The organism is Spirosoma pulveris, assembly GCF_054781875.1.
Map to the genome: position 1 here is coordinate 302340 of NZ_BAAGTO010000005.1, position 23169 is coordinate 325508.

The window sequence follows — 23169 nt, forward strand, 5'->3', positions numbered from 1 at the left end:
ATGCTGCGTCGCTCATATAAACGGCATTCTGAATTCGGTCGGAAATTTCTGCTGTACCAGATCCTCTACTTGCAGGAGTATCTCCGGTATATTGCCCATATCGACGGGTATACCTAATTCAACCAGCGCCTGACGGGATTTTTTTCCAATATGTCCGTCAATATTTCCGATCACTTTACCCAGTCGAATCAGGCAGGATTGAATAGCCGCCTGCCGTTGATCATCGAAATCGTCGACCTGTATGCCGATGGACAGAATGGCACTGGCAGCCGCAGCTTTGTAGGGCTTAAAATTATCGGCCTTGCCGCTTTCGTAATAATCATACACGAGCTGGTGGCTACCCCGGCAATCGAAATGCCAGGCTTCGGAAAGGCTGGCTTTGGGTTGCTTGATAATGGGCACTACGCCATGCCCGGCCGCAATTTTCCAGAAATCAGCCAATGGTATTTTAAGCGCACCCAGATCCAGGTCGAAGCCGCGCCCGGCCTCGTGGAAACTGCCACCCGGCGGGGGACTAAACGCTTTTTTCTTTCCGGAGATGAAATCATTGTGCGACTGCGATTGCATGTCGTAGCTACGAAACAGGTCGCTTAATATGAGTTTCCCGCCTTTCTGAGCCAGTTCTGTAGCTATGTTAAAAATAGCTCTGTGCGTATCGGGCGTGCATTTGGCCATCCGCATAGGTAGTGGAAGACGGTCTCCTAATTTATTCGTGTAAATCGAAATAATATCGATGGGGATTAAGGGCGATTTCATGGTCGTAATGTGGCGAGAGAACATGGATGGTCAACAAAAGTGATCACCAGCGCCTAAGGACAAATTAACCGGTCGTCTAGACTGGATAAAATGGGAAAATCACCCTTTTACTTAACTGGAAGAGCGGAGACGATTAAACAAAAAAACAGGGTGTAAACGGCTCCGAATCATCGGCCGGTTTACACCCTGTTTCCTGCTTCTTTACCCCAAACGGGTCACGAGTCGCCGATTGGCTAACCCGCTACAGACCAATCGCTATTCAACAAAACTACGTTTGCTGGTGGCACTTTCGGTCGGAAAATCGGCCGGAATCGGAATATCAACTTTACCCGTGGCCGCCCACTGAGCCCCCCGTTGCAGACAGGTGATGAAGCCCACACATTCGACCGAGTAATCGACATGACCCAGGGGGGTATGAAAAATGCGTCCTTTTCCGTAGTTGATGGTCATCAACATGGGTTCGTTGCGGTCCGTACCCCGGTTTTCCTTCGACGAGAAGGCCGTTGCCAATACAGTCATATTCTCGGCCGGTCCACGCAGGCGGTCGTACATCTCGTCTTTTGTATGCATCCAGGTGAGCGGCATACCTTTGGTAATGGGGTGTTTGGTATCCCGAACCGTAATCAGAAATTCATTCTGTGCCCCGTGCGACCCGGCCCGGCCCGGCTGTGGGTCCCGGATGAGTTTCCCCTCTTTATCGTAATACACAAAGGGACCGTCTTTTTCGGTACGGTCGCCCCAACCGCCTAAACCGATCATCTTGTTATAAGCAGGCCACATAGGAAACGAGTTGTCGGCGGCATGAACAACGACCAGCCCTCCCCCATTTTTTATGAATTTCTCAAAATCGGCTTGTGTTTCGTCAGACCAGGGGGCTGCATTCCATCCGAAATTACAAACTACCAGATCGTACTTGGAGAAGTCGGGGTGAAAGCTGGAGTCGGCCTTCGACTTTGGCAGATCAACGGTATTTCTGACGCCTGGAATCTTGTATTGATCGACCAGCTTACCCCCGTTCCAGGTATAGTATGACCGCTGTACATCGACCGAAAACTTACCCGTTTCTTCCAGGTAACGCTTCATCATGAAGGTAATTTTTGGCCATTGGTCGTGGTTATTCTGCCCATCCACGATCAATGTCCGGATGACTTTCGAATTTCCTTTCTTAGTTGATTGAGCGAATGCGTTTTCACTGGCAAAAGCCAGAAACAGCAGTATCAGAACATATATTGGTTTCATGGAAGATTTTGTTTGACGACAATAGGTAACGATTAGTTGCAGGAATTACGAGCGTATGCGTACGAACAGACAGCAAAGTTTAAAACAACTAACCCGTCGAATCTACTTGACTGCTATCGTCCCCGCAGCAGATTATCTTCATCGACTATCGTAACGGCGAGTAGTCCAGAGTCAGAATGAAAGATCGACGACCGATAACTAAAGCAGAAGCAAAACTTTGATCATCAACGACTTACTTTAGTTGAGCTAAACTTTCTTCCGGCCATGCCAACAAATCTAACTCTCACTGATTACCAGCAGGCGGCCAAAAGCCTGAACACCGAAGTTGCTGTGATTAGGGCTGTAACCGAAGTCGAGTCCGGTGGCCAGGGTTTTCTGTCTACCGGACGCGTTGTCATTCGTTTTGAGCCGCACTTGTTTCACCGCTTTACGCAGGGCCAGTTCGATGCATCTCATCCCCTGATTAGCTTTAAAAAGCTACGAGCCGGTTATCCAACCAGTGCGTTGCATAGCTGGCAATTGTATGACGAAGCCAAAGTGTTGAACCTCCAGGCCGCGCGAATGGCAACCTCGTTTGGTTTATTTCAAATCCTTGGCTCCAACTGGCCCGACTGCGGCTGCAAATCGTTAGCCGAGTTTATTACCCGCATGTCCAAATCAGAAGCGGAGCAGTTGAACCTGTTCTGCAACCTCATTACCAACTGGGGGCTGGATGATGAATTAAGGAATCACCAGTGGGCACGATTTGCGCGAATATACAATGGCAAGGATTTTAAGTTAATGAACTACGATAGCAAGCTCGGCAACGCCTACAAAAAGTTTAGCATCTAAGTCTTTCTCCACCTACGTTTACCACACCAAGCTCACCCCTTTCGGCAACTTACCTATGGCTCTTTCGATTTCAGGCAGCCAGCAGGATGGTACGCCACGCCCGTACGAACGCATTCGGCCCGTGTGATAATTTGCCCGTACTACCGCTGAATCGCAGCACGTTTAAGCCATGACCTGATGTTGACCACGGCTCAGTTCGTAGCCCGTCTGCTCAGGTTAGCTAAAAATCACTACCTACGGATGAAGCAACTACTGATTTTTATGGGATTCATCGCGGTCTTTACCACCGCCTGCACCCGCCAGACCATTCTGTATAATCCAGCGCCACGCCATGACAACGGTCTCCACAAAGGCTGGTACAAAAACGGAAAAGGTATGCCACCCGGCCAGGCAAAAAAGATGAGGAGGTACGGGTACTAGATGAATCGGGACGCTGGCACTGCTTTTTACCGGAATTAATTACGGTTTGGACTGTGCCAGCGCATCCTCCGGCCAGGGTACGGGCTGACTGGTCTTTTTGAACGTAGGCATCTGCGCGTCCCACTGTTTTAACCGACTAGTGAGCAAAGCTGCCAGACGCTTCAGCAGCTTCGGATATTGGCGGGCCAGATTTTTCTGCTCACCAATATCATTTCGTAGATTATACAACTCAAGCGCACTGGTTCGGTGATCGTAGACCAGCTTCCAGTCGCCCTGCCGGAGGGCACTCGCCCACGATACAAGGGGGGCCTCGTCGGCAACCCAACGGTTGGGATGGTGCCAGACCAGCACCCGGGACGAGTCCATTAATGCCGGATTTTTCAACAAAGGCAGAAACGAGCGACCATCGGCTGGCTGCTGATTTGCGGTGGGGTGAATGCCGGCAATGGCCAGGATTGTCGGGAAGAAATCGTCAATAATAACGGGTTGTTCAGCTATACTACCGGCTTTGACAACACTGGGCCAGCGCACCAACATCGGCTCCCGAATGCCGCCTTCGTACACCGACCCTTTGCCTACCCGTAACGGCAAATTATGCGTGTGCGCCTTTCCTCCCCGCTGCGGGCTCATGCTCAATCCCCCATTGTCCGACATAAAGATGATGACCGTATTACGGGTCAGTTTTCGTGCGTCGAGGTAATCCAGCACATCGCCCAGGCTCTTATCCATTCCTTCTACCAACGATGCATACCGGGCTTCGGTGCTATCCAGACCTGCTTTCAGGTACTTGTCAACGAAACGTTTGTCGGCCATAATGGGCGTGTGTACCGCATAGTGGCTCAACTGTAAAAAAAAAGGCTGTTTCTTCTGCACCGGCACGTCGAGTGCATTCAGGGCTTCGCGGGTAAGCGCATCGGTCAGGAATACGTCCTTGCCATGATAGGCTTCCAGACCGGGCACCGCATTTCGGTTCGGTTTTCCATTCAGGGGATGATCGTAATTTTCCTGTCCTAAGTAACTGGCAGGATGCCCGATTTCACTCCCGGCGATGTTGACCAGAAACCCAAGGTTTTTAGGGTCGGCACCGGGGGTTCCGGCAGGCCCGAAATGCGCTTTTCCGGCGTTAATCGTATAATAGTGCTGCTGGCTGAGCAGCGCAGGCAGGGGCGTTGCCTGAATGGTTCGTTCCACGCCCGCCACCGGACTAAGCCCGTTGATATTCCAGGCTACCTGATTGAGCAGGGTGTCCGGATAATCGGTACTAGTGTTCATGTTGGGCGACGTCCAGTTGGTTACGCGGTGGTGGGCCGCATTGAGCCCGGTCATTAAACTAACCCGCGTGGGTGTACACAAGGGCGTGGCATAGGCATTGGTAAATTTCATTCCTTCTTTGGCCAGCCGCTCCATATTAGGGGTGTGATACCGCCGGTTCAGCTCCGTAAGCTGCTTCCAGAAGGGTACGGACGTATCCTGCCAACCCATGTCGTCGACGAGAAAAATGATGATGTTAGGGAGCGGCTTTGGCGCGGCAACACTACGGAACAAAATAAAAACCAATCCAACAGCCAGCCAGTGTTTTACACGGCCCGGATTACGTTCATTCATTATCTTATTACTTATTGGAGTTGCTGGCCCTACCGGCTGATACCGGGAAAAGCATTCGATAATCAATCGTTACTTTGATAAAGACTTAACTCCTTGGACGCCTGAGCAGTCCATTCGTTCTTCGCCCGGATTTTATGTGCTTATCAAGCAACTCCCCACGGATTAACCAATTTCAGGCATGGTACCCCATTGAAGCGATGCACGTACTCAATTGTGCGCGATGATGGGTCAAACATGATTTAGACAACATTTATACCACCTAAATGCTTTTAGGGGTATGGATACCGAAACCAAACCCAACACCGACCTATCCCTTACCGATTCGAACGGGCGCGAATTGCTTCAATCCTCATTGTCGGACTATGTCGCCTTCCTTCGGCGGCAGCCGGCCGTGTGCGGCACTCCCGAGCAACAGGAAACCCTCATCAAGCACGTGGCACAGGGACATGAGTTAATTAAGCTCGTTGCGGCTGAACGGCTCAAAATTACCCGCCAACTCGACAAGCAAAAACACGACTGGATGGAGATAGAAAAGGAGATGACAGCCCCGATTCTGGCCGCTATGCAACCCCTGAAGGATGCCGTTGAGCACTATAATCGGGAAGTATTACGGGTGCGTGAACATCAACAGGCCCAGGCTGCCAGCCAAACGCCCATCTCCCATTCCGGCGAGACGACCTGGTTAATGCCCGATGTGGCCCTGGTAGCCAAGCCCAAAGGCGTGCAGATGAAATGGACGTATACCATTGTCGACCCAAATCAGGTACCCAATGGCTATTGGATTATCGACGAGGGAGCCATCAAAGCCGACATTGCCAATGGCGTTCGGGATATTCCCGGTGTACGTATTTACGAAGAAGCCGTTACAACCTTTCGAAAGTAATTGATTTGGGTGTGTCGGGTCAAGCGCCTTATCTCGAAGAGATAACGATTAACCCGACACACCCAAATCAATTACCTGACCTTTATTATTTCGCCGAAGTAGTTCATCGTTACGGTATAGTCGGTCTTTTTTTTGCTGACCGGCTCAATCAGTTGCATCATAAGTGTAATGTATCGCTGGGCGTTGAAGGTGGGTTTGTAGACAACCTGCTGCAGGACCGATCGCTCAACTACATCATCGCTTTTTATAAAATACAGAAGGTCATCCTTAAGCAGTGTCCGTTTAAAAACCTGGCTGCCCGATTTTTTGGCAGCCAGTACCGTGATCGTGTTGTTGAAATAACAGCCATCAGTGGTTTGAGTAGCACTGCTGTCCTGGGCGAGTGTAAGCGTTACGGTGATTGGCTTAGCCGACTCCTGAAATACATCGGATTTACCCAGCTTATCAGTCTCCACCACCGACCGGCAATTTTCAGGCTTGGATGTGGTTGTTTTTGCGGTATCAGCCGCCGGTTGAGTCGTTGACGATTGGGTGGCGGTGTCATCTTTCTTTTCGGACCGTCCACAGGCCACAAGCAGGCTGGCGATCAGTAGTAAGCTAAATGCGTTTTTCATCCGGCAAATTTCGCATTTATCCCGTAGCGGCATATAGACCAACGCATTTCCTTTTTTAAGGAGCTATCTGCACAACATACTATAAGCTTTAATTGTAGAAAATAAGAGTGCAGACTCCGGGCTCATTTCCGATCGCCCGCCTTCTTCATTTATCTTTATTTTAGGTAATGGCTAGTTATTGTCGCTAAGAATGTAACTTTTTTATTCTTTTATTGACTAAAATACCCTTAAATCGTGGATTAAATTAATTAATATCCTTTAAGTATAAATACTTAATACGAAAACATGTCAGTTCTTAGCCAATCCGAACAAAGGGATGATGACAGTCGTAACAGTAGAAAGCGCGCGTTGGGATGAAGAAAAGTATGTATTTAAAGACAAAGGAACGCGGTATACGTTCCAGAGCATATAATCCACCGCAGTAAGGACACCCTCGACTAAAGGTAAACCAGGTGGCTTTATGGCCGACCCCACCTGATTGGTTGTCGTTATCAACCAGTGGTTTTGATTCTGTTGATGATGATTTCATAGTAGATCTTACGGTGAAAGAATATTACAAAAATACTCACATCAAAATCATCACATGTATTAAATTTACTAATTGGCGATTTTATAAACAAAAGCTAATTCATCATACGATTAATCGAATTAATAGAGCCATGAAACAAGTCTTACTATCATTATTTCCTGAGTACCGTTTTAAGCAGATTGACCGTCTGTATCAGGATACTTTCGTAACTTGCGCTTCGTTTGTATAAATAAGCGGCAAAGCCTGTTGGCTTTTTGTAAATAAATCTCCTTTACTGCCAGTTTGGTAGCTCTAATACTGGCAGACTTACCTTTTGCCAGTAGACTATCTGTCTGCATTTTAGCGTTTTTTTTACTGGAGTTATTCCGGAAATAGTCAATGGGCCGACTGTTTCTGTTTGTTGACTTCTTATTACTTCACCTAAATAATAGTACTGTTGGCCAGTTGACTGAATCAACGACCTACAGCCATCTTTTTGATCATTAAATTACCTTATTCATGAGCAAACAAGCGCATATCCTGAAAGTAGTTGATTGGGTACAAAAACACGGCTATAATGATATTAGAGCCAATGCCGAAGGGTATCAAACCCCAATCACTTATGGCCGTCAGCAGGACAGCGAACAATTTATTCCCGATGTTACGGGAAAACAATTCGATCAGGAATCTTACTTCGAGGTGATTCTTAAATCGGATGCCGCAGAAGCAAAACACCTTCTATCCAAGTTGAAGTTACTGAGTCAATTAGCTGCCGTGAAAGGAGGCAAGCTTTTTCTGATGTCGCCCCGGGGGCATCGGTCCTACGCGAAAGAAGTACTCGTTGAAACGAATGTTGTTGCGGAAGTTATCAACCTGCCCTAGGTTGTCCGGTCTGCGCCCAGCATAAATCCGGCGCAGTACCCACTTCCTCCTTTTGAACATTTTCAGTGATTTACGGGTAATAAGCGCTACTGCTCACATAACCTGTTTATGTCTCTTTTCGTTATAGTCCGGCATGGCCAGTCACAATGGAATGCCGAAAACCGTTTTACCGGAGCAACCGATACGCCTTTAACCAACCTTGGCCGACACGAAGCCCGCGAGGCCGGTGAATTGTTAAAGGTAAAACAACCGCCCAACTTTACTATTGGCTTTACGTCGGTTCTGCAACGGGCTATTGACACTATGGCCATTATTCTGGATCAGATTGGTCAGCCGGATTTATTCATTGAACGAAATGCAGCCCTCAATGAGCGTATGTACGGCGATTTGCAGGGCATGAATAAACACGAAGCCGAGGAACGCTTCGGGGCAAACCAGGTCTTCCGCTGGCGACGTGGTTATGCCGATAAACCGCCCCATGGGGAGAGCCTTGCCGATACCCGCGCCAGGGTAATGCCCTATTTTAACCAATCCATTCTGCCTCACTTGCAGGCCGGCGAGCCGGTACTGGTAGTTGCACACGGGAATAGCCTTCGGGCTTTGCTGATGGATCTGGAACACATCAGCCCCGAAAACATTGAGAAAGTCGAACTGGCAACCGGCATTCCGCGCCAGTACGACTATGACCCGGCAACGGGTCTATTTCACCTGTTACCCGCATAGGCCGTAGCGGCTACCGGTAAGACGCCTGCCACCTAACTACGTCTTCCGCTTCTTCTTGCGGGCAGATGGAAACAGAACGTTGTTCAGGATCAGCCGGTAGCCCGGCGAATGCGGATGCAGATTCAGATCGGTGGGGTTTCTGAATCCCCCACCACCACGCAGCCCTTCGGGATCGTGCCCTCCGTAGAAGGTCCACTGTCCTTTTCCCGACTCACCATAGATGTACCGGTCAGAGGTTTTCCCCTCTCCCATCACCAGTGAGCTGGGCTTGACGGCCCCTTTCCGAAACGCAGTCGTTTGTCCGAAAAATTCTTTGATGATGGATTCATGGTTCTGGGTTAGCATGGCCGGAATCACATCCCACTTGGCCGAAAAATTGAACAGCTCGAAAAAGCCACTCGCCTGATCGAAGCCGCGTCCCCCGGCCGAGTTAATATCCGAAAACGTAGAGAAGCCCCGGTAGCCATTATCCCCTTCGAGGGTAAAGTTGCCAAATGCGAAAGTTTTGCTGAAATCAAGTTTCGACTGTGCATTGGGGTCTACGTCGTCGCCGTCGTAGCTGCTCCCTACAATATCCACACCATCGGCAGCCAGGGCAATATCGAGGGTTTCTGCGGCCGAGCACATGGCAAATAGGTAGCCGCCACCCGCACAAAACGCTTTGATCCCTTTGGCCACCGCGAGTTTCATCTGCGATACTTTTGCGAAGCCGTATTTGCGCGCTATGTCTTCCTGCACCTTAATATCGGTCATGGACTGCCGGTGCATGTTACGGCCATACTGCCCCGTAAAATCTTCATGGTGCAGGTGGAGCCAGTCATATTTGGGTAGATCGCCCTTCAGCACTTCCTCATCGTAAACGACTTCGTAAGGAATTTCGGCATAGGTGAGCACCAACAGGACCGCATCGGTATTTTCGAACTCGGCGGGACTTACCTTGATAGGTGAATACACGATGATTTTGGCTGCTTTCTGAAGCGTCACCACATTCATGTTCACATCGGGATCGGAAAGTTGCTGCCGGATGGAAGCGGCTTTGGCATCGGAAATAACTTCTACCGAAACGCCCCGGATACGGCATTCCGCTTCAATGGATGGAACCTGCTTGAGCATAAAGCTGCCGCCCCGGTAGTTGAGCAGCCAATCCACATCCAGATCATCTTTCAACGCTTTGTAAGCAATGCCGTACGCCTTTAGGTGATTGGCCTGCTGATTGTCCATCGGAATCAGGATCGAATTGGCCCGACCCGGTAAAGCCCAGCTACTAATTGCCAGTAATAACAGAAAACATAGGCGCTGTTTCATAGAGAGCGTTATTTTTGACCCACTGTTGCAAACCCATTCCCAAACCGACCTATGGTCTGGAACTTCCCAAAAATTACTCGTTACGGCACCACGCTGGTTACTTCATTCGTACTTGTCCTGTCAATGAACAGCCAGGCTTTATCCACTCATGCTGCTATGCTGGAACCGGGCGTATCGCAAACCCTGGCCAGGGCCAGAAAGCAGGCAATCAGTCAACTGGCGTATGCATTAAAGTTCGATATTCCGGGGCAAAAAAACCAGTCAATTTTATCTACTGAGACAATTACGTTCGACTGGTCTGCCGCCCGCTGGCCCAAAGACGCGTCGGCTCGTCAGCTCCCGCTCGACTTCAAAGAAGAACGGACTCATTTGCAGACAGTTTCGGTCAACGGCAGGCAGGTACCGGTTGTCTTTGAGAGCGAACATCTGTTAATTTCTACTGCTCTGCTGAAGCCTAAAAACAATGTAATTTCCATTGCATTTACGGCCGGAAACCTGTCTCTAAACCGGAACGATGACTACCTGTATACTTTGCTCGTCCCAGACCGCACCCGAACGGTTTTTCCCTGCTTCGACCAGCCCGATTTAAAGGCTACCTTTCAGGTGTCGCTGACCGTTCCGGCCGGTTGGGAGGCCATGACCAATTCGCCTGTGGAGCATTTAACCACGGCGGGTGATCGCAAGACCGTTCGTTTCCGAACGTCGAACCTCATCCCCACGTATTTGTTTTCCTTTGTGGCCGGAAAGTTCACGCCCGTTACGCGTACCATAAAGGGCCGCCCGATGACGCTGCTCCACCGCGAAACGGACTCCACCAAACTCCGGCTTAGTACAGACCTGCTGTTTTCACTCCATGCCGATGCCCTGACGTTTCTGGAGGACTTTACTCAGATCAGGTATCCGTTTCAGAAGTTTGACTTCGTGGCCGTGCCCGATTTCCAGTATGGCGGCATGGAGCATGTAGGGGCCATTGATTACCGCTCTTCGGCCTTGTTTCTGGATAATGGCGCCACCCGCGACCAGCGTCTCTCCCGCGCCCATGTGATTGCCCACGAGACGGCGCACATGTGGTTTGGCGACCTCGTGACCATGCGCTGGTTCGACGATGTGTGGCTGAAAGAAGTTTTCGCCAACTTTATTGCCGATAAAATCATGGAAGTCTCCACGCCCGACGCCAACTACGACCTTCAATTCGTGGTCGATCACTACCCGGCGGCTTACGGCGTAGACCGTACGGAAGGGGCCAATCCAATCGGCCAGCCACTGACTAATTTGCAGGAAGCCGGGTCGCTGTACGGGGGCATTATCTACCATAAAGCACCCATCATGATGCGGCAACTGGAGCAGCTAATGGGAAAAGACGCCCTGCGCGATGGCCTGCGGGAATACCTGAAAAAATACTCCTCCGCCAATGCCAGCTGGCGAGACCTGATTGCCATTCTGGATACCCACACCCCCGCCGATCTGCAAGCCTGGAACCGCGTTTGGGTGACCGAAACGGGACGCCCAAAATTCACCTACCAGCTCGATCAGCAAAACGGTACCATCCGTCGCCTGACTCTCTCGCAACAGGGCGAAGACGGCACAAACCGCTTGTGGCCGCAACGATTTACGATCGCGCTGGTTTACGCCGACCATGTTGAGGAACTCCCCGTCGACATGACTAAATCGGATGTTAACCTAGCGGCAGCCGTTGGAAAAGCAGTACCCCTGTATGTGGTTTTCAACTCGTCGGGACAGGGATACGGGCTATTTCCGGTCGACAAAGCCATGATTTCGCAGTTGGCCAGGCTCAAAAACCCGGTAACGCGGGCCGCAGCTTACATTAATCTCTACGAGAACATGCTGGCGGGAGAGGCTATAAGCCCGGCGCAACTGGCCGCCACCTACCAGACGCTACTCAGCAACGAGCCAGAAGAACTGAATCTGCGGTTGTTGACGAGTCAGTTGTCGGATATTATCTGGACATTGACCCGGCCCGATCAGCGGGCAACTTTGGCGGCTTCGGTAGAGCAGGACGCCTGGCGGGCTATGGAGACTGAGAAAGCGCCCGGCAAAAAGAAACTCCTGTTCAGGCTTTATCAAAGTATTGCCCTCAGCCCAGAAGCCCGTAACCGGCTTTACAGCATCTGGAATGAGCAGAAAGCTCCGGCGGGCGTTACCCTTACCGAAGATGATTATACCTCACTGGCCCTCGCGCTGGCCGTTCGGGATTATCCGGTCGACGGTATTCTGACCCGGCAACTGACCCGGATCAAAAACCCGGACCGCCGGAATCGTCTGGAATTTATGATGCCTGCCCTCGCTCCGAATGTAGCCGAGCGCGACGCTTTTTTTGCCTCGCTGGCGTCTGCAAACAACCGGGAGCACGAAGCGTGGGTAACCTCGGCGCTGGGGTACCTGCACCATCCGTTACGGGCCGAAACCTCAGCCAAGTATCTCCCCAAAAGCCTGGAGCTGCTGGAAGAAATCCAGCGCACCGGCGACATTTTCTTTCCTGAGTCGTGGCTTCGGTCGGCATTATCCAACTACCAGACACCCGAGACGGCCCAACTGGTTCGTAAGTTTCTGGCCGACCGACCGAGTTATAATGCCCGATTGCGGGCTAAGCTGTTACAGGCCGCCGATGGTCCGTTTCGGGCCAGTAAGCTGCTATACTAAAGCTTTGCCATTGCTCCCACCGTTATTGTCGGTGTTACATCTGTTTTTTACCTGAATTAAACTTATCTGACATGCCTTTTTTCAATTCACTTAAAACCCGACTACGTGTGATTGGCCTGGCCGAAGGAGTTTCCTATTTACTCCTTTTATTCATTGCGGTTCCGCTGAAACGGCTGGGTGGGTTTCCGGAAGCGGTACAGATACTCGGCCCGATTCACGGGCTGCTCTTTATTCTGTACGTACTGATCGTGATTCAGTCCAAGATCGAGTATGGCTGGTCGATGAGTAAACTGGGCATGGCATTGGTGGCCTCCATCCTGCCCGGCGGCACCTTCTACGCCGATCATACGTTCTTCCGGCACTTAGCAGCAAACCCGGACTAGTGCTATGTTTGGCAACTAATTTGGTGGTGTCGGGTCCCTAGATCCGACACCACGTCACGGCTGACATAGAAAGAGCCGGACGATCGATCGTCCGGCTCTTTCTATGTCAGCCTATTATCTTCAACGGATTACTTCAGCGCTTCCAGGGCTGCGGCTGCCTCAGCGGCTGCGATATCAGCACCATTTTTCTCGGCATATTCATCGCGCTGCGTTTCAAAGTGGGCGAAAATCTCGGTGATCGAATCCACATTTTCAGCGATTTTTTCATGCATGGTTCCCAGATTCTGCTCCAGATAAACATCGTTCAGACCATTCATGTTATCAACTTCAATCTTGCCAATCTTAGCGATCAAGGCCGTTTGACTATTCTGTAAATCTTCGAGTTCACGAACGATTTTATTCATCAGCTCAAACTTCTGCAACTTATCCATGCGCTCTATTTATGTTGAGTACTACCTTCTAAACGCTCGACCCGGTAAATGGTTTAGAATTTAAGGTTGAAGCAGCGTTCTGTTAGCCGATTTTCGGAAACACTACTTCGCTAATTCAATCTAATTCACGCAATCCACTACCATTCACTAAATATTACCCCATTTTACACCATTCAGTAACAAAAAAAAGAATTCATATTTATTGACAATTCCAACATATACATACCTTGTTTACATTTACCACCAAGATGAACCTATAATCAGTAATTTAGGAATCGTATTTACGATTATAGTTATTTCAATCCCATTTTTATTACCGATTTATTTTATATACTAACCCATTAAACACATGAAGAAATTTTTACGTGGCTTAATTCCCTGCCTGGCCTTTCTGTTACATCAAAGTAGCTTTGCGCAGTGCCCTACAAAATACTATACCTCGGCCAGTACAGCCGTTAATACGACCGGCGATGGCGCAAATCAATTGAGCAATGCCAACAACATCATTGACGGTGACATTAATACTCCGGCCACTATAACATCCACCCTTACCACCGGGCAGTCTGTCACGGTCGCCATTACAACGGAATTGAACGAGACAATTCCGGCAAATACGTTGCTGTATTTGAAGGCCAATGATCTTGCCGGTGTAACGATTGCAGTATATAACGGGCCAACGCTGATTACAGCGCCTAACGTTACAATCGCAACAAAGACTGGTTACGGCTTTAGCTTCTTTGAAGTTTCATCCACGATTCAGATAACGAGTGTTAAGGTAACGTATACCAATATAAATACACAGACTACCCAAACACGGCAATTGTATGAGTTCTATGCAGGTACTGCATGCGGTCTATTGCCGGTAAGTTTGACATCGTTTACGGCAAAGGCTGTTAATGGTAAAGCAGTGCAGCTCAACTGGGCTACATCGCTGGAGCGTGATAACGATTTCTTTGTTGTTGAACGCAGCAAAGACCTGATTCAATTCGAGACCGTTGGGCGCTTGAAAGCAAAGGAAGGCACCCAGGGCAATACGTATAGCCTTATCGATGAAAATCCCTATTTTGGCACCAGCTACTACCGCCTGAAGCAGACCGACCTGGATGGTACAAGTTCTTTACTTCGGACTGAGTCGGTGGTATTGCGCAGCGATTCATACGGCATATTCCCAAACCCCGTTACCGATAACAAGTTTGTGTTACGTCTGGATGAGCCCCAAACAGCCGATGTGGCCTTATATAGCTCGGACGGTCGGTTAATCCCGATTCAGAAGACAGGCACCGATGAGGGTCTTCTTATGCTTAAGGCATCCCGTAAACTTACAACCGGTATCTATATCATTACCGTTAAAGAACGCGCTCAGACACGTACGCATCGTGTAGTTGTCGAATAACCCTCGTTTAAACTATTCAACTCGTTAATTACCTGGACCAATGAAATCGACCAAAAAAGATATATCGACTCCACTACGTAAAAAAGCGTACCACGCACCGAAATTAAAACCGCTGGGTAACGTCAAAAAATTAACCTTAAAAACCGGCTCGAGCGTCGATGGTTTTGGTTCGTTCGGTTGATCCCAAACCTTCAGGTGGCCGCGTCCAATAAACACAAAAACCTGCTTTGCTCACCAGGAGCAAAGCAGGTTTTTGTGTTTATTGCAGCTAGTTTTATTATACGCCCGTCGTAAGATCAGCGATCCGGTTCATGCATACTACGTTGGTGAATCAAGCTCTTTTTAGTACCTTCCAGTCTATTTTTACCTTTGTTCATGGCCATTACGCTTAACACACGCATCGAACTGGTTCCCAATCAATCGTCATCGGTTATTGGGAATGAAACTATTCTCCTCGATTACAAAGCAGGTAATTATTACGAACTGAATGAGGTTGGCGGGTTTATCTGGGCCCTCTTGCAGGAGAAAAAGACGATGCTGGTTCAAACTATTCAGGATGAGCTCCTGGCCGAATTTGACGTAGAACCGGCTGTTTGTCAGGAAGAGTTAATGTTGTTTCTAGCTACCCTATCGCGTGAAAAGCTCATCGAGACAAAAGTCTAGTCTGGCGAAGCTCAGGGAGTTAAGCTGGTCGGAACGTTGGCTTTTAGTACAGGTTTTTGCAGTACTGTTCGCGTATAAATGCTTGCTGCTGGTTCTACCGTTCCGCACGTTCCTAAGGGCTCAAAGTGAGGATAAGGCGGTGGAAGCACGTTCGGCCCCTACAACACATTTGGAGGAAAAACTTCGCCGGGTAATCTGGGCTATTCAAGTTCTCAGCAGCCGGTTGCCGCTGGGGTTCACCTGCCTTGTTCAGGCGCTTAGCGCCAAATGGCTGCTCCATAACCATCCGGCTATCCGTATCTACATTGGTGTTCAAAAGACAGGAAATCAAGTGTTTGCTGCCCATGCCTGGATCGTCTACAAGGACAAAACTGTTTTGGGCGAACAGCCTAATCAGGTATTCAAGCCTATTTTAAACTGGAATTAAGGGGCAACAGCCCTTCCGTTTCTGCACGATGGTTAGTTTTTCGCCCGAAGTTAGGTTGTTGTTGATGGCTTGCTCCGTTTCTCTGTCAGTGGAAAAGCAGCGACGGCTGACTGACTTTCTAGATCAGCATGCCGTCAATTGGAATCGCGTGTATACCCTGGCCGCTCGGCATCGGCTCACGCCTTTTTTATACCGTTCGCTTTACCAAATCCCGGCCGTTCCGGAGTCATTTATCCATACGCTTCAACAAGACTGCCGAACAGCCGCCACGGATAATCTGCTGAAACTGCACCACTACCACCAGTTAGCGGCCCTTCTGGCAGAAAACGACATCGATCATCGGCCCCTCAAGGGCGTGTATCTGGCCGAACATGGCTACCCGGACAGTAGTCTTCGCATTTCTGGCGATATCGATATACTGGTTCGCCGGGATGATGCGTTTAAAGCCATTCGGCTGCTACAGGCCAATGACTACCAATTGAACAACCAGCAACAGCTTCACTGGCAGCAGGGTGAAAAACTGATCCTGAACGATTTATACGAAGTCAGTTTGTTCAAGCCGTTCTTCAACAACAGCCATTTCGACATTGACCTGCACTGGCAAATCCTGTGTTTTAACCGGCATTATGCCCGCTTCGACTTGGATTATATTCGTGCACAACCTGAGGTTTCTGCCGAGCGGGAGATTATCCTTCTGGTCGTTCATCATGGCATCAACAATGTCTGGCAGCAACTTTACTACGTAAACGATTTATACTTCTCCCTTCATGACCGGGACATTAACTGGCCCTGGCTACTTCAGGAACTGCGTCGATACGGCATTGAGGAGGTTTTTCTGGCGGGCCTGTACTGGTGCGTTTACATCTGGGAGTTACCCCTTCCGAAGGCCGTTGAGCCGCTGGTAAATTCTTCCCGGCTTCGCTCGTTAGCCAATCGGTACGCTGCAAACTGGGAAACTGACGAATCCAGCAAGTACAGCAAGTTGATTATTAAACAGGCGATCCTGCTTCTGAACGCTCAGGCACAGATTGGAAAAAAGCTCACCGTTTGCCGTACATTCTTAAGCAGCCGCCTTTTCAGGTACAGCGTTTTCAAGGTTGGAAACCGGTTTGTTTACCTCCCTAAAGAATTGGGTCCAATAACTTTGCTTATCCGTGCAAGTCAGTCCCTAACGCGTTTTCTGCCCACGCGTCGCTAGTCGGCTTCAGCACGTTTTTGGCAAGGTATCCAGCCAGAGAGCAAGGTAAATAACCCGACAGAGCATCCAGTTGAAACGGGTTTTCCGGCTCACCGGCAGCTGCGGGTCGAAGACTGTTTTCACAAGCCGGGCAAACTTCTCCGAAGAGACCACCGCCCAGATGGCATGGTTAGGCGACGAGAAGAGCATGTGCGTATTCTGATAAAGTTGTTGCGCTGAGAGCGTACTGTACTCCACAAAATTGGCTTTGGTGAGTCGGTTAGCAACGGTCGATGGCATCACAGTTGCTAAGCCATTCCGAATGAGCCCCCTCCCCCGGCCCTGATCGAAATGAACCGAAAGCGGAGTTGCCAGGCATAACTCAAGGACGTTTTTGTCGAAGAAAGGAAACGAATAGCTGTGTCCGTAGTATTCGCCAATGTGGTTCATCTGCTCATTACAAACAATGTTGGTCGTGTTGACAATCTGGTTGAGGGGCATCTGCTGGCCCGCTACCGGCACGGACGTCAGCCCACTCGCCGTTTGCTGCGCCCGAACCGGCACCCGCTCATTGAATGCATCACTTAGTGGGCTCGACAGGGGCACCGATGCTTTTAGCCGGCTTAGCAGTCGCTTCGACAAGTAACTAACAAAGGCTGATGACGACAGCCCCAGCGCGGCCTTCTGCGCCCGAAACGTGGTTAGAAATCCGGGAATCGACTGCTCCCGAAACTGTCTTTTCAGGTTGCCTCCAATGACCGTCAGCGCGTATCGCTCAAATTTTTCCTGCCCGGACAAGCTCGTCCAATTTTCATCAACCTGAGTCAGGTTACGGCCCGACAAACCCGTAACCTGACGACAGGCCGTTTCCAAATTCACCCAATCGGTGGCATCCACCAGTTGATCCAGAAAATCGAAACCCATTGTTGCAACGCTATCGCCGTCGTGCCCGGTCAGCAGGCTATCGCAGCCAACCTGTTGCGTAGCCAGCGACACACTCAGGTGAAAGCTTGACGGGATGATAAAATGCTCCGGCCGGTCGAATAGCTGGCTGATTTTCTGCACAGACTCCAGCACATCGGGTACGGGATGAACCGTGTGGTGATGAGGATGCCACTTGTCAACGACTGCCTGTACAAATGCCTGCTCATCGGCAGCGGGTTGTTGCGTGTCAATGTTGAAGGTATGCAGGGTCGGGCGCTGCTGTTGCCGCAACAAGGCCTGCGCCACGCAACTCACCGACGACGAGTCGAGGCCTCCACTCAAATGCGCGCCAACGAGCTTTTTGCCGGCCATCCGGCGGCTAACGGCCTCGGTAAAAGTGGATTCAAATAAAGTAGAATAGTCGTCGGGGCTCGATAAACCCGCATACCCGCTTAAGTCAATCTGCCAATAAGGGCGAACATCGACACCCTGCGCGTTCAGTTCTGCATAATGACCCGGCAAGATGCTGAAAACGCCCTCGTAGAAAGTTTCGGTGCTATAAGGTACGTAGTCAGTTGACCAGGTCAGGTACTCCCGAAATTTGTGCTCGTTAGGTCGGATCGGTAGTTCCTTTAGCGCCAGCAGCGCTTTTATTTCTGATGCAAACGCCACGAAACGACCGGACTGGTGCACGTAATACAACGGTTTTACCCCCATGATATCGCGGGCACAGACGAGTGTTTCCCGGGCCTGGTCCCACAGAGCCAAGGCGAAATCGGCCGTTTGATCGTTGAATGAACGGGAACCGGAATAACTATACGATTCCAGACAGGCGGAGCAGAATGAGTCGGGGTGTGCATCTGTATCGGCCAGGATGCAGGTCGAATCGGTGGCATCCATCAGGCCGCCGAAAGCCAGCAGGAATCCCCCCTTAACCAACCGACTTTCCACGCGGCCCCGGTGTCTGAGCAACTCAGTTATGCGGCTTCGGTCCGTATCGGTTACGTTTTGCCCATCAAATCGAATCATTCCCGCAATTCCGCCCATACGCCTGAATAAACACAGTGGTTACATTGTCTGTAGTCGCCAAAACTACCCAATTTATGAACAAGAGGCCTTTTCACACGTATCTTTTGTACATTCGCAATCGCATCTGGCCGAGCTGGTTTTCCGATAATTCAGCCTGCCATATGCCTTCTCCGCCGTTTTAACATGCTGAAAAATAGCCGACGATCTACTGCCCTTGTTTTCCTGACATTACTTACTCTACTGGCGGGGTGTCAGCCAGCAACGGACCTTCGCCCCGACGATTCGGTCTATTTCCCGCTGCAAACGGGCGACTACTGGATTTACCAGGTTACGCAGGAAACGTATTCGCTCACGAGCCCGGCCACAACGCGGGTGTTTCAGATTCAGCAGAAAATTGGCAGTTCATTTAGCCGCAATGGGCAACTGGTCTATCAAGTCGAAGAATCGGCCAGAAATTCGGACCAGTCCAACTGGCAGGTAAACGCCATCCGAACCGTTTACAAAACGCTTTCGGAAGTCGTCAGTCAGGAAAACAATGTTCCGACGGTGAGTCTGACGTTTCCGATTTCGGCGGCTACCAGCTGGAATGTAAATACCTACAACGCCCGCCCCGATACCCTACTCCGGTATCAGAACAGTGGTCAATCCATTACGCTGAACAAACGATCGTTCGACAACGTCATTTCTGTGGTGGGCTCGAACGACTCGACGCTGATTGGCCTGAACAAATACATTCGGATATATGCCCCAAACGTGGGCCTGGTATACCGCGAAAATACCGCCCTCGCCTACTGTCAGGCCACTCCCGACTGTATCGGCAAAGGGATTATCACATCGGGAAGCCGCCAGAAATGGACGTTGCTTTCCAGCAATCGGCTGCCTTAACGTTGCCAGACCACCTTGCCGGTATGGATTTCGGTGCGACCATCCTTGTACGTTAGCCGGAACGAATACGGGTAAACGCCCGCTGCGGTTCCCTGCCACAACCAGGTCTTTTTGCCGGTCGTTACCGAAACGGCCTCATCGTGCACCAACACACCCGACTGGTTATAGATAAGCAGCCGCGATTCGGTAGGCAGTTCCGTCAGGTTCAGGGTAAAGTCGAACTTCACGTAGGTCGTCGCCGGATTTGGGTAGGCCACAACCATAACCGGCTCATCGTTGGCCACGACGCTGATATCGAGTACATAGGGCGGCTGCGTACGATTCCCGGCGGCATCTTTTCCAAAAACAATAAGCTGATAGCTCCCCCCCGCCTGAAGCGCTACATTGGCAGCCACTCGAAGCTGATTGGCCGAAACCGATGATACCGTGAACTGAGCGGATGGCAGTTTTTTAAGTGAACAACTGGCGCAGCTTTTCAGATAGACTTCAACGGCGCTTGTGTCGTTTGTCGAAAGCGGGTTCTCGTCGAGAATATACACTTCCAGTCGTGTATTTACGCCAACGATGGCCTTGTTTTCCCTGACTTTCCCATCCAGAAACACGTTGATTTCCGGGCCAACCCGGTCAGGAAACCGGTTGGGAGGATAACTGGTTCCCGTCTTCGCCTGCGCCCAGTCGATGTCCAGACTGGCTTTGTTGTTTGATTTACTCAGCTCAACAAGCTGATTTTCGGGATCGATCGTTACCTCCAGTTTCTGTAGCCTGTCGTCTTTGGCGAACGTGTACACCAGCGTGTCGCGGTACCGAAAAGCCGGAAACAGGACCGTAGTTTTGGCACTGCCGTTGCCCGTTTTTGTCAATGCTACCGCAACCGACTGGCCGGCTACAAACTTACCAAGGTTCGCTATGGGCACGACGACCCGCAGCGAGTCGCTGTTCTGAAGCGAGCTACCCGCTACCTTCCCCTGAATGTACATACCCTTTGCCTCGACGGAAAAGTCAGGATTTGGCAGGGGGTACAGACTCAAAGCGGGATCGCCCTGCAAGAGCATCTGCAGAATCACGGAAATGTCGTATCCATCCACACCTTCTTTTTCAAGGGCCAGGTTAACCTGCTGCTGTACCTTACCGAAAGGCAAACCCAGTGTGCTGGCATCGGCATATAAGCTGGTGTAAAGCCGGGTTAGAAACCGCGTTGTGGGTAGTTCATAGCTGTAATACGAGTGCGCCAGCACCAGGCCCGCACCCTTTTGCGGAGCCAAAAGCCAATCTGTCGACAGGGTTTTGAAGCTGGAAAAAATTTCACCTACCCCGCAACCATTGAAAATCATGAACGGATAATATTGATTGCGGAACCCGTTTTCGGGCGGAGAGGCAAACCCAAAATTCATGTCGGTAATGGTGGGGCCGGCGTGGCCGAAAAACGTAACCAGACCAATGCCGTCGTTGACCAGCGGGGCAATATTAATCTGCTCAACTTCGGCGGTGCTATTTTTACTAAAGGTCGTCACCTGCCCACCCAGAAGGCCGTTGGTATAAATACGGCCGACGCCATTAAGGGCTTCCCGCAAGCTGGAAACTTCACCCGCCGATTTCCCCCCGCTGATGTGGACGATGTGTTTTCGCCAAAGACCGTTGTAGCCCGCTCCCTCCATCTGCTTCACTTTGTCTAGGTAGGCAAGCACCTGATCGTTGGAGGTCGCGTTGATGCGTCCGGTCGGAATGGCCGGGGTGTTGGGCGGAAAACCAGCCAGTCCGGCCGACAGTAAGATATCGGAACCGGGATAGCCCATTGTGGGAACCAGGTCATCAGTAGCCGTTTTAATGGCATACGGATAGCTGTTTGCCCGGCCCAGAAGCAGCAGGTTTTTAACGGCTGTATTAGCTACCAGATAATCGGCAAAACGCCGAAGTGCCAGCGGACTTTTCTCGCCGTAATTAAACTGGTCGTAGAGGGAGTCGGCTTCAACAATAAACGGCTTATAACTTCCACCTGCTGCCGACGACCGGTAACCGGCATACGCAGCAGCCGATTGCCGGAGCGATGCGTGCGTAACAATAACGTAGTCGGTCGTTTTAGGCACCTCCGTCTGAAAGCGGACCGACTGGATGGCAAGCGGTTTGTTGATCTTGCTGGTAACGAACACGGCCCGGCCCTGTGTAGTCTCGTTTACCACAAGCTGCGCCTGGTCGACGGTGGGTTGGATAGCCAGTAGCCGAACGTTGGTTCTGTCGGTAATATCGTATGCCAGCGATGCGGCAGGCACGTTTTTAATAGCCAGCAGAGTGGCCGGACGGGTGTTGGCGGGAATGCGAAACTCTTTACTATTCTGCCCGAACATATCCAATGCCTGCGGATACATTACTTTGACGTAGGTGATCGAATAGTTGTTGGTAAAGCCATTTTTTTCGATTCGAAAGCGCAGGGTAAGCTGCTCATTCTGAATCGTTGCCGGTGTAACCGTAGCCCGGAATATTTGGCTTGAAAAGCCACCAAAAGGCGCTACAGCCAGCGGGGCATTGGTGGTGGCGTCGAGCTGAAGCTGGAGCTGGTGGTACGAATTATCTCGCCCGTTGACCATTCCTTCCAGTGTAACGGGCCAATTTGCCGACGTTCGGCCCGGCAGTTTCAGTTGAACTAACCCAACGGAATCGGCGGTTAGCTGGCGTCCGGACCAGCCCTCACCCGGCTCAAAATAGCTTTGTTGCAGGAACGGTTCCAGGCCTTTTAAATTATTGAACGTATACTCGCTCGTGAAAGCCTGAACGGTTTCCTCTACATGAAATGGCTCGGGTGTCAACCCCTGCACCGACAGCTTAAGTTCGGGCATTCGTTTGCCGGTCAGCGTCGGGTTACTGATCAGAAAGAAAGCCGTTTTGTCGGAGAATAGCGTCTGGTAAGGATGCAGTCGCTGTTGCGGACGGTAGACCAGTGAATCCGACGCGCCATCGTTTCCGATACCATAGAACTCAACATAATCCTGGGCATCGAAAGCGCCGTCCTGTTGCCCCACCACCCGAATGGCAACCTCTTGCCCCCTGAAAAATAGTTGCCAGCTGGTAGGGTTGGTTTGCAGAAAAGACGCATCAGCCGCCTTGATATCATCATACCCGACCCGGTACATGCCTGCCTGATTCACGGTGAGCTTGAGGTATTTCTGACCCGACCGTATCCATTCGTTCCCGAACCGACTTTGCGCGTACAGAACGAATGTATTGACCAGAAACAAGCTGAGCAGTAACCCTTTTTTCATACCTAGATGCAGATCTGCCGATGGTAACCGATCGGGCAGCGAATTGTCAATTTTCACCAAAGATACCGAATCCCGGGATTAACCGATAGTAGGCCTGGTCCCTAAAACTCCGCAAGAATCGGGTTTATCAAGCCTGCTTTTCGAGCGACCTTTGTATCGGTAACTACATCGAAGCA

At 50.5% G+C, this 23169-nt stretch carries 21 protein-coding genes; 13 read left to right on the plus strand and 8 right to left on the minus strand.

Annotated features, from left to right (window positions below; translation table 11 throughout):
* Window positions 1–12: 12 nt before the first annotated feature.
* Window positions 13–756 (minus strand): M15 family metallopeptidase domain-containing protein, encoded by a 744-nt coding sequence (locus ACYVJM_RS19105; protein WP_461149821.1) that lies wholly within the window; start codon window positions 754–756, stop codon window positions 13–15.
* Window positions 757–1011: 255 nt separating this feature from the next.
* Window positions 1012–1995, minus strand: coding sequence for a ThuA domain-containing protein (locus ACYVJM_RS19110; protein WP_461149822.1), 984 nt, complete (start codon window positions 1993–1995; stop codon window positions 1012–1014).
* Between the two features lie 264 nt (window positions 1996–2259).
* Here ACYVJM_RS19110 and ACYVJM_RS19115 point away from each other — a divergent pair, with 264 nt between their 5' ends.
* Window positions 2260–2826: an N-acetylmuramidase family protein gene (locus ACYVJM_RS19115; RefSeq protein ID WP_461149823.1), complete on the plus strand. Its 567-nt coding sequence runs from the start codon at window positions 2260–2262 to the stop codon at window positions 2824–2826.
* A 240-nt stretch (window positions 2827–3066) separates the two neighbouring features.
* A complete protein-coding gene (locus tag ACYVJM_RS19120) occupies window positions 3067–3246 on the plus strand; it encodes a hypothetical protein (protein ID WP_461149824.1) in 180 nt (59 codons plus the stop codon).
* Between the two features lie 39 nt (window positions 3247–3285).
* Here the strand turns inward: ACYVJM_RS19120 and ACYVJM_RS19125 are convergent, their stop codons facing one another.
* Window positions 3286–4851 (minus strand): sulfatase, encoded by a 1566-nt coding sequence (locus ACYVJM_RS19125; protein ID WP_461149825.1) that lies wholly within the window; start codon window positions 4849–4851, stop codon window positions 3286–3288.
* A 277-nt stretch (window positions 4852–5128) separates the two neighbouring features.
* Between ACYVJM_RS19125 and ACYVJM_RS19130 the strand changes: the two genes are divergently transcribed.
* A complete protein-coding gene (locus ACYVJM_RS19130) occupies window positions 5129–5734 on the plus strand; it encodes a hypothetical protein (RefSeq protein ID WP_461149826.1) in 606 nt (201 codons plus the stop codon).
* 71 nt (window positions 5735–5805) lie between these two features.
* Here the strand turns inward: ACYVJM_RS19130 and ACYVJM_RS19135 are convergent, their stop codons facing one another.
* Window positions 5806–6348: a hypothetical protein gene (locus ACYVJM_RS19135; RefSeq protein WP_461149827.1), complete on the minus strand. Its 543-nt coding sequence runs from the start codon at window positions 6346–6348 to the stop codon at window positions 5806–5808.
* A 1027-nt stretch (window positions 6349–7375) separates the two neighbouring features.
* Here ACYVJM_RS19135 and ACYVJM_RS19140 point away from each other — a divergent pair.
* Together ACYVJM_RS19140 and ACYVJM_RS19145 are read left to right on the plus strand one after the other, a co-directional pair.
* On the plus strand, window positions 7376–7738 hold the full coding sequence (locus tag ACYVJM_RS19140) for a hypothetical protein (protein WP_461149828.1): 363 nt from the start codon (window positions 7376–7378) through the stop codon (window positions 7736–7738).
* A gap of 108 nt (window positions 7739–7846) precedes the next feature.
* Window positions 7847–8461, plus strand: a complete 615-nt coding sequence (locus tag ACYVJM_RS19145) for a 2,3-bisphosphoglycerate-dependent phosphoglycerate mutase (protein WP_461149829.1) — start codon at window positions 7847–7849, stop codon at window positions 8459–8461.
* Between the two features lie 36 nt (window positions 8462–8497).
* Here the strand turns inward: ACYVJM_RS19145 and ACYVJM_RS19150 are convergent, their stop codons facing one another.
* On the minus strand, window positions 8498–9766 hold the full coding sequence (locus tag ACYVJM_RS19150; protein ID WP_461149830.1) for an asparagine synthetase B: 1269 nt from the start codon (window positions 9764–9766) through the stop codon (window positions 8498–8500).
* Between the two features lie 51 nt (window positions 9767–9817).
* Here ACYVJM_RS19150 and ACYVJM_RS19155 point away from each other — a divergent pair, with 51 nt between their 5' ends.
* Window positions 9818–12427: a M1 family aminopeptidase gene (locus tag ACYVJM_RS19155; RefSeq protein ID WP_461149831.1), complete on the plus strand. Its 2610-nt coding sequence runs from the start codon at window positions 9818–9820 to the stop codon at window positions 12425–12427.
* Between the two features lie 71 nt (window positions 12428–12498).
* Window positions 12499–12810, plus strand: coding sequence for a DUF3817 domain-containing protein (locus ACYVJM_RS19160; RefSeq protein WP_461149832.1), 312 nt, complete (start codon window positions 12499–12501; stop codon window positions 12808–12810).
* 128 nt (window positions 12811–12938) lie between these two features.
* Here the strand turns inward: ACYVJM_RS19160 and ACYVJM_RS19165 are convergent, their stop codons facing one another.
* Window positions 12939–13241 (minus strand): hypothetical protein, encoded by a 303-nt coding sequence (locus ACYVJM_RS19165; RefSeq protein WP_461149833.1) that lies wholly within the window; start codon window positions 13239–13241, stop codon window positions 12939–12941.
* 349 nt (window positions 13242–13590) lie between these two features.
* Here ACYVJM_RS19165 and ACYVJM_RS19170 point away from each other — a divergent pair, with 349 nt between their 5' ends.
* From ACYVJM_RS19170 to ACYVJM_RS19190, 5 genes are all read left to right on the plus strand, one after another.
* Window positions 13591–14634: a T9SS type A sorting domain-containing protein gene (locus ACYVJM_RS19170; protein WP_461149834.1), complete on the plus strand. Its 1044-nt coding sequence runs from the start codon at window positions 13591–13593 to the stop codon at window positions 14632–14634.
* Window positions 14635–14674: 40 nt separating this feature from the next.
* Window positions 14675–14815 (plus strand): hypothetical protein, encoded by a 141-nt coding sequence (locus tag ACYVJM_RS19175; protein ID WP_461149835.1) that lies wholly within the window; start codon window positions 14675–14677, stop codon window positions 14813–14815.
* A 194-nt stretch (window positions 14816–15009) separates the two neighbouring features.
* Window positions 15010–15297 (plus strand): PqqD family peptide modification chaperone, encoded by a 288-nt coding sequence (locus ACYVJM_RS19180; RefSeq protein ID WP_461149836.1) that lies wholly within the window; start codon window positions 15010–15012, stop codon window positions 15295–15297.
* Window positions 15269–15724, plus strand: a complete 456-nt coding sequence (locus ACYVJM_RS19185) for a lasso peptide biosynthesis B2 protein (protein ID WP_461149837.1) — start codon at window positions 15269–15271, stop codon at window positions 15722–15724. Before ACYVJM_RS19180 ends, ACYVJM_RS19185 begins: the two co-directional genes overlap by 29 nt.
* 88 nt (window positions 15725–15812) lie before the next feature.
* The gene (locus tag ACYVJM_RS19190; RefSeq protein ID WP_461149838.1) at window positions 15813–16922 is read left to right on the plus strand and encodes a nucleotidyltransferase domain-containing protein; all 1110 of its coding nucleotides are present in this window, start codon (window positions 15813–15815) and stop codon (window positions 16920–16922) included.
* A 6-nt stretch (window positions 16923–16928) separates the two neighbouring features.
* Here the strand turns inward: ACYVJM_RS19190 and ACYVJM_RS19195 are convergent, their stop codons facing one another.
* Window positions 16929–18854, minus strand: a complete 1926-nt coding sequence (locus ACYVJM_RS19195; protein ID WP_461149839.1) for an asparagine synthase-related protein — start codon at window positions 18852–18854, stop codon at window positions 16929–16931.
* Window positions 18855–19037: 183 nt separating this feature from the next.
* Between ACYVJM_RS19195 and ACYVJM_RS19200 the strand changes: the two genes are divergently transcribed.
* Window positions 19038–19739 (plus strand): hypothetical protein, encoded by a 702-nt coding sequence (locus ACYVJM_RS19200; RefSeq protein ID WP_461149840.1) that lies wholly within the window; start codon window positions 19038–19040, stop codon window positions 19737–19739.
* On the opposite strand, the gene porU2 is transcribed toward ACYVJM_RS19200, so the two are convergent.
* A complete protein-coding gene (gene porU2 / locus ACYVJM_RS19205; protein WP_461149841.1) occupies window positions 19736–22993 on the minus strand; it encodes a putative type IX secretion system sortase PorU2 in 3258 nt (1085 codons plus the stop codon). The two genes, ACYVJM_RS19200 and porU2, sit on opposite strands and share 4 nt — an antisense overlap.
* Window positions 22994–23169: the final 176 nt, after the last annotated feature.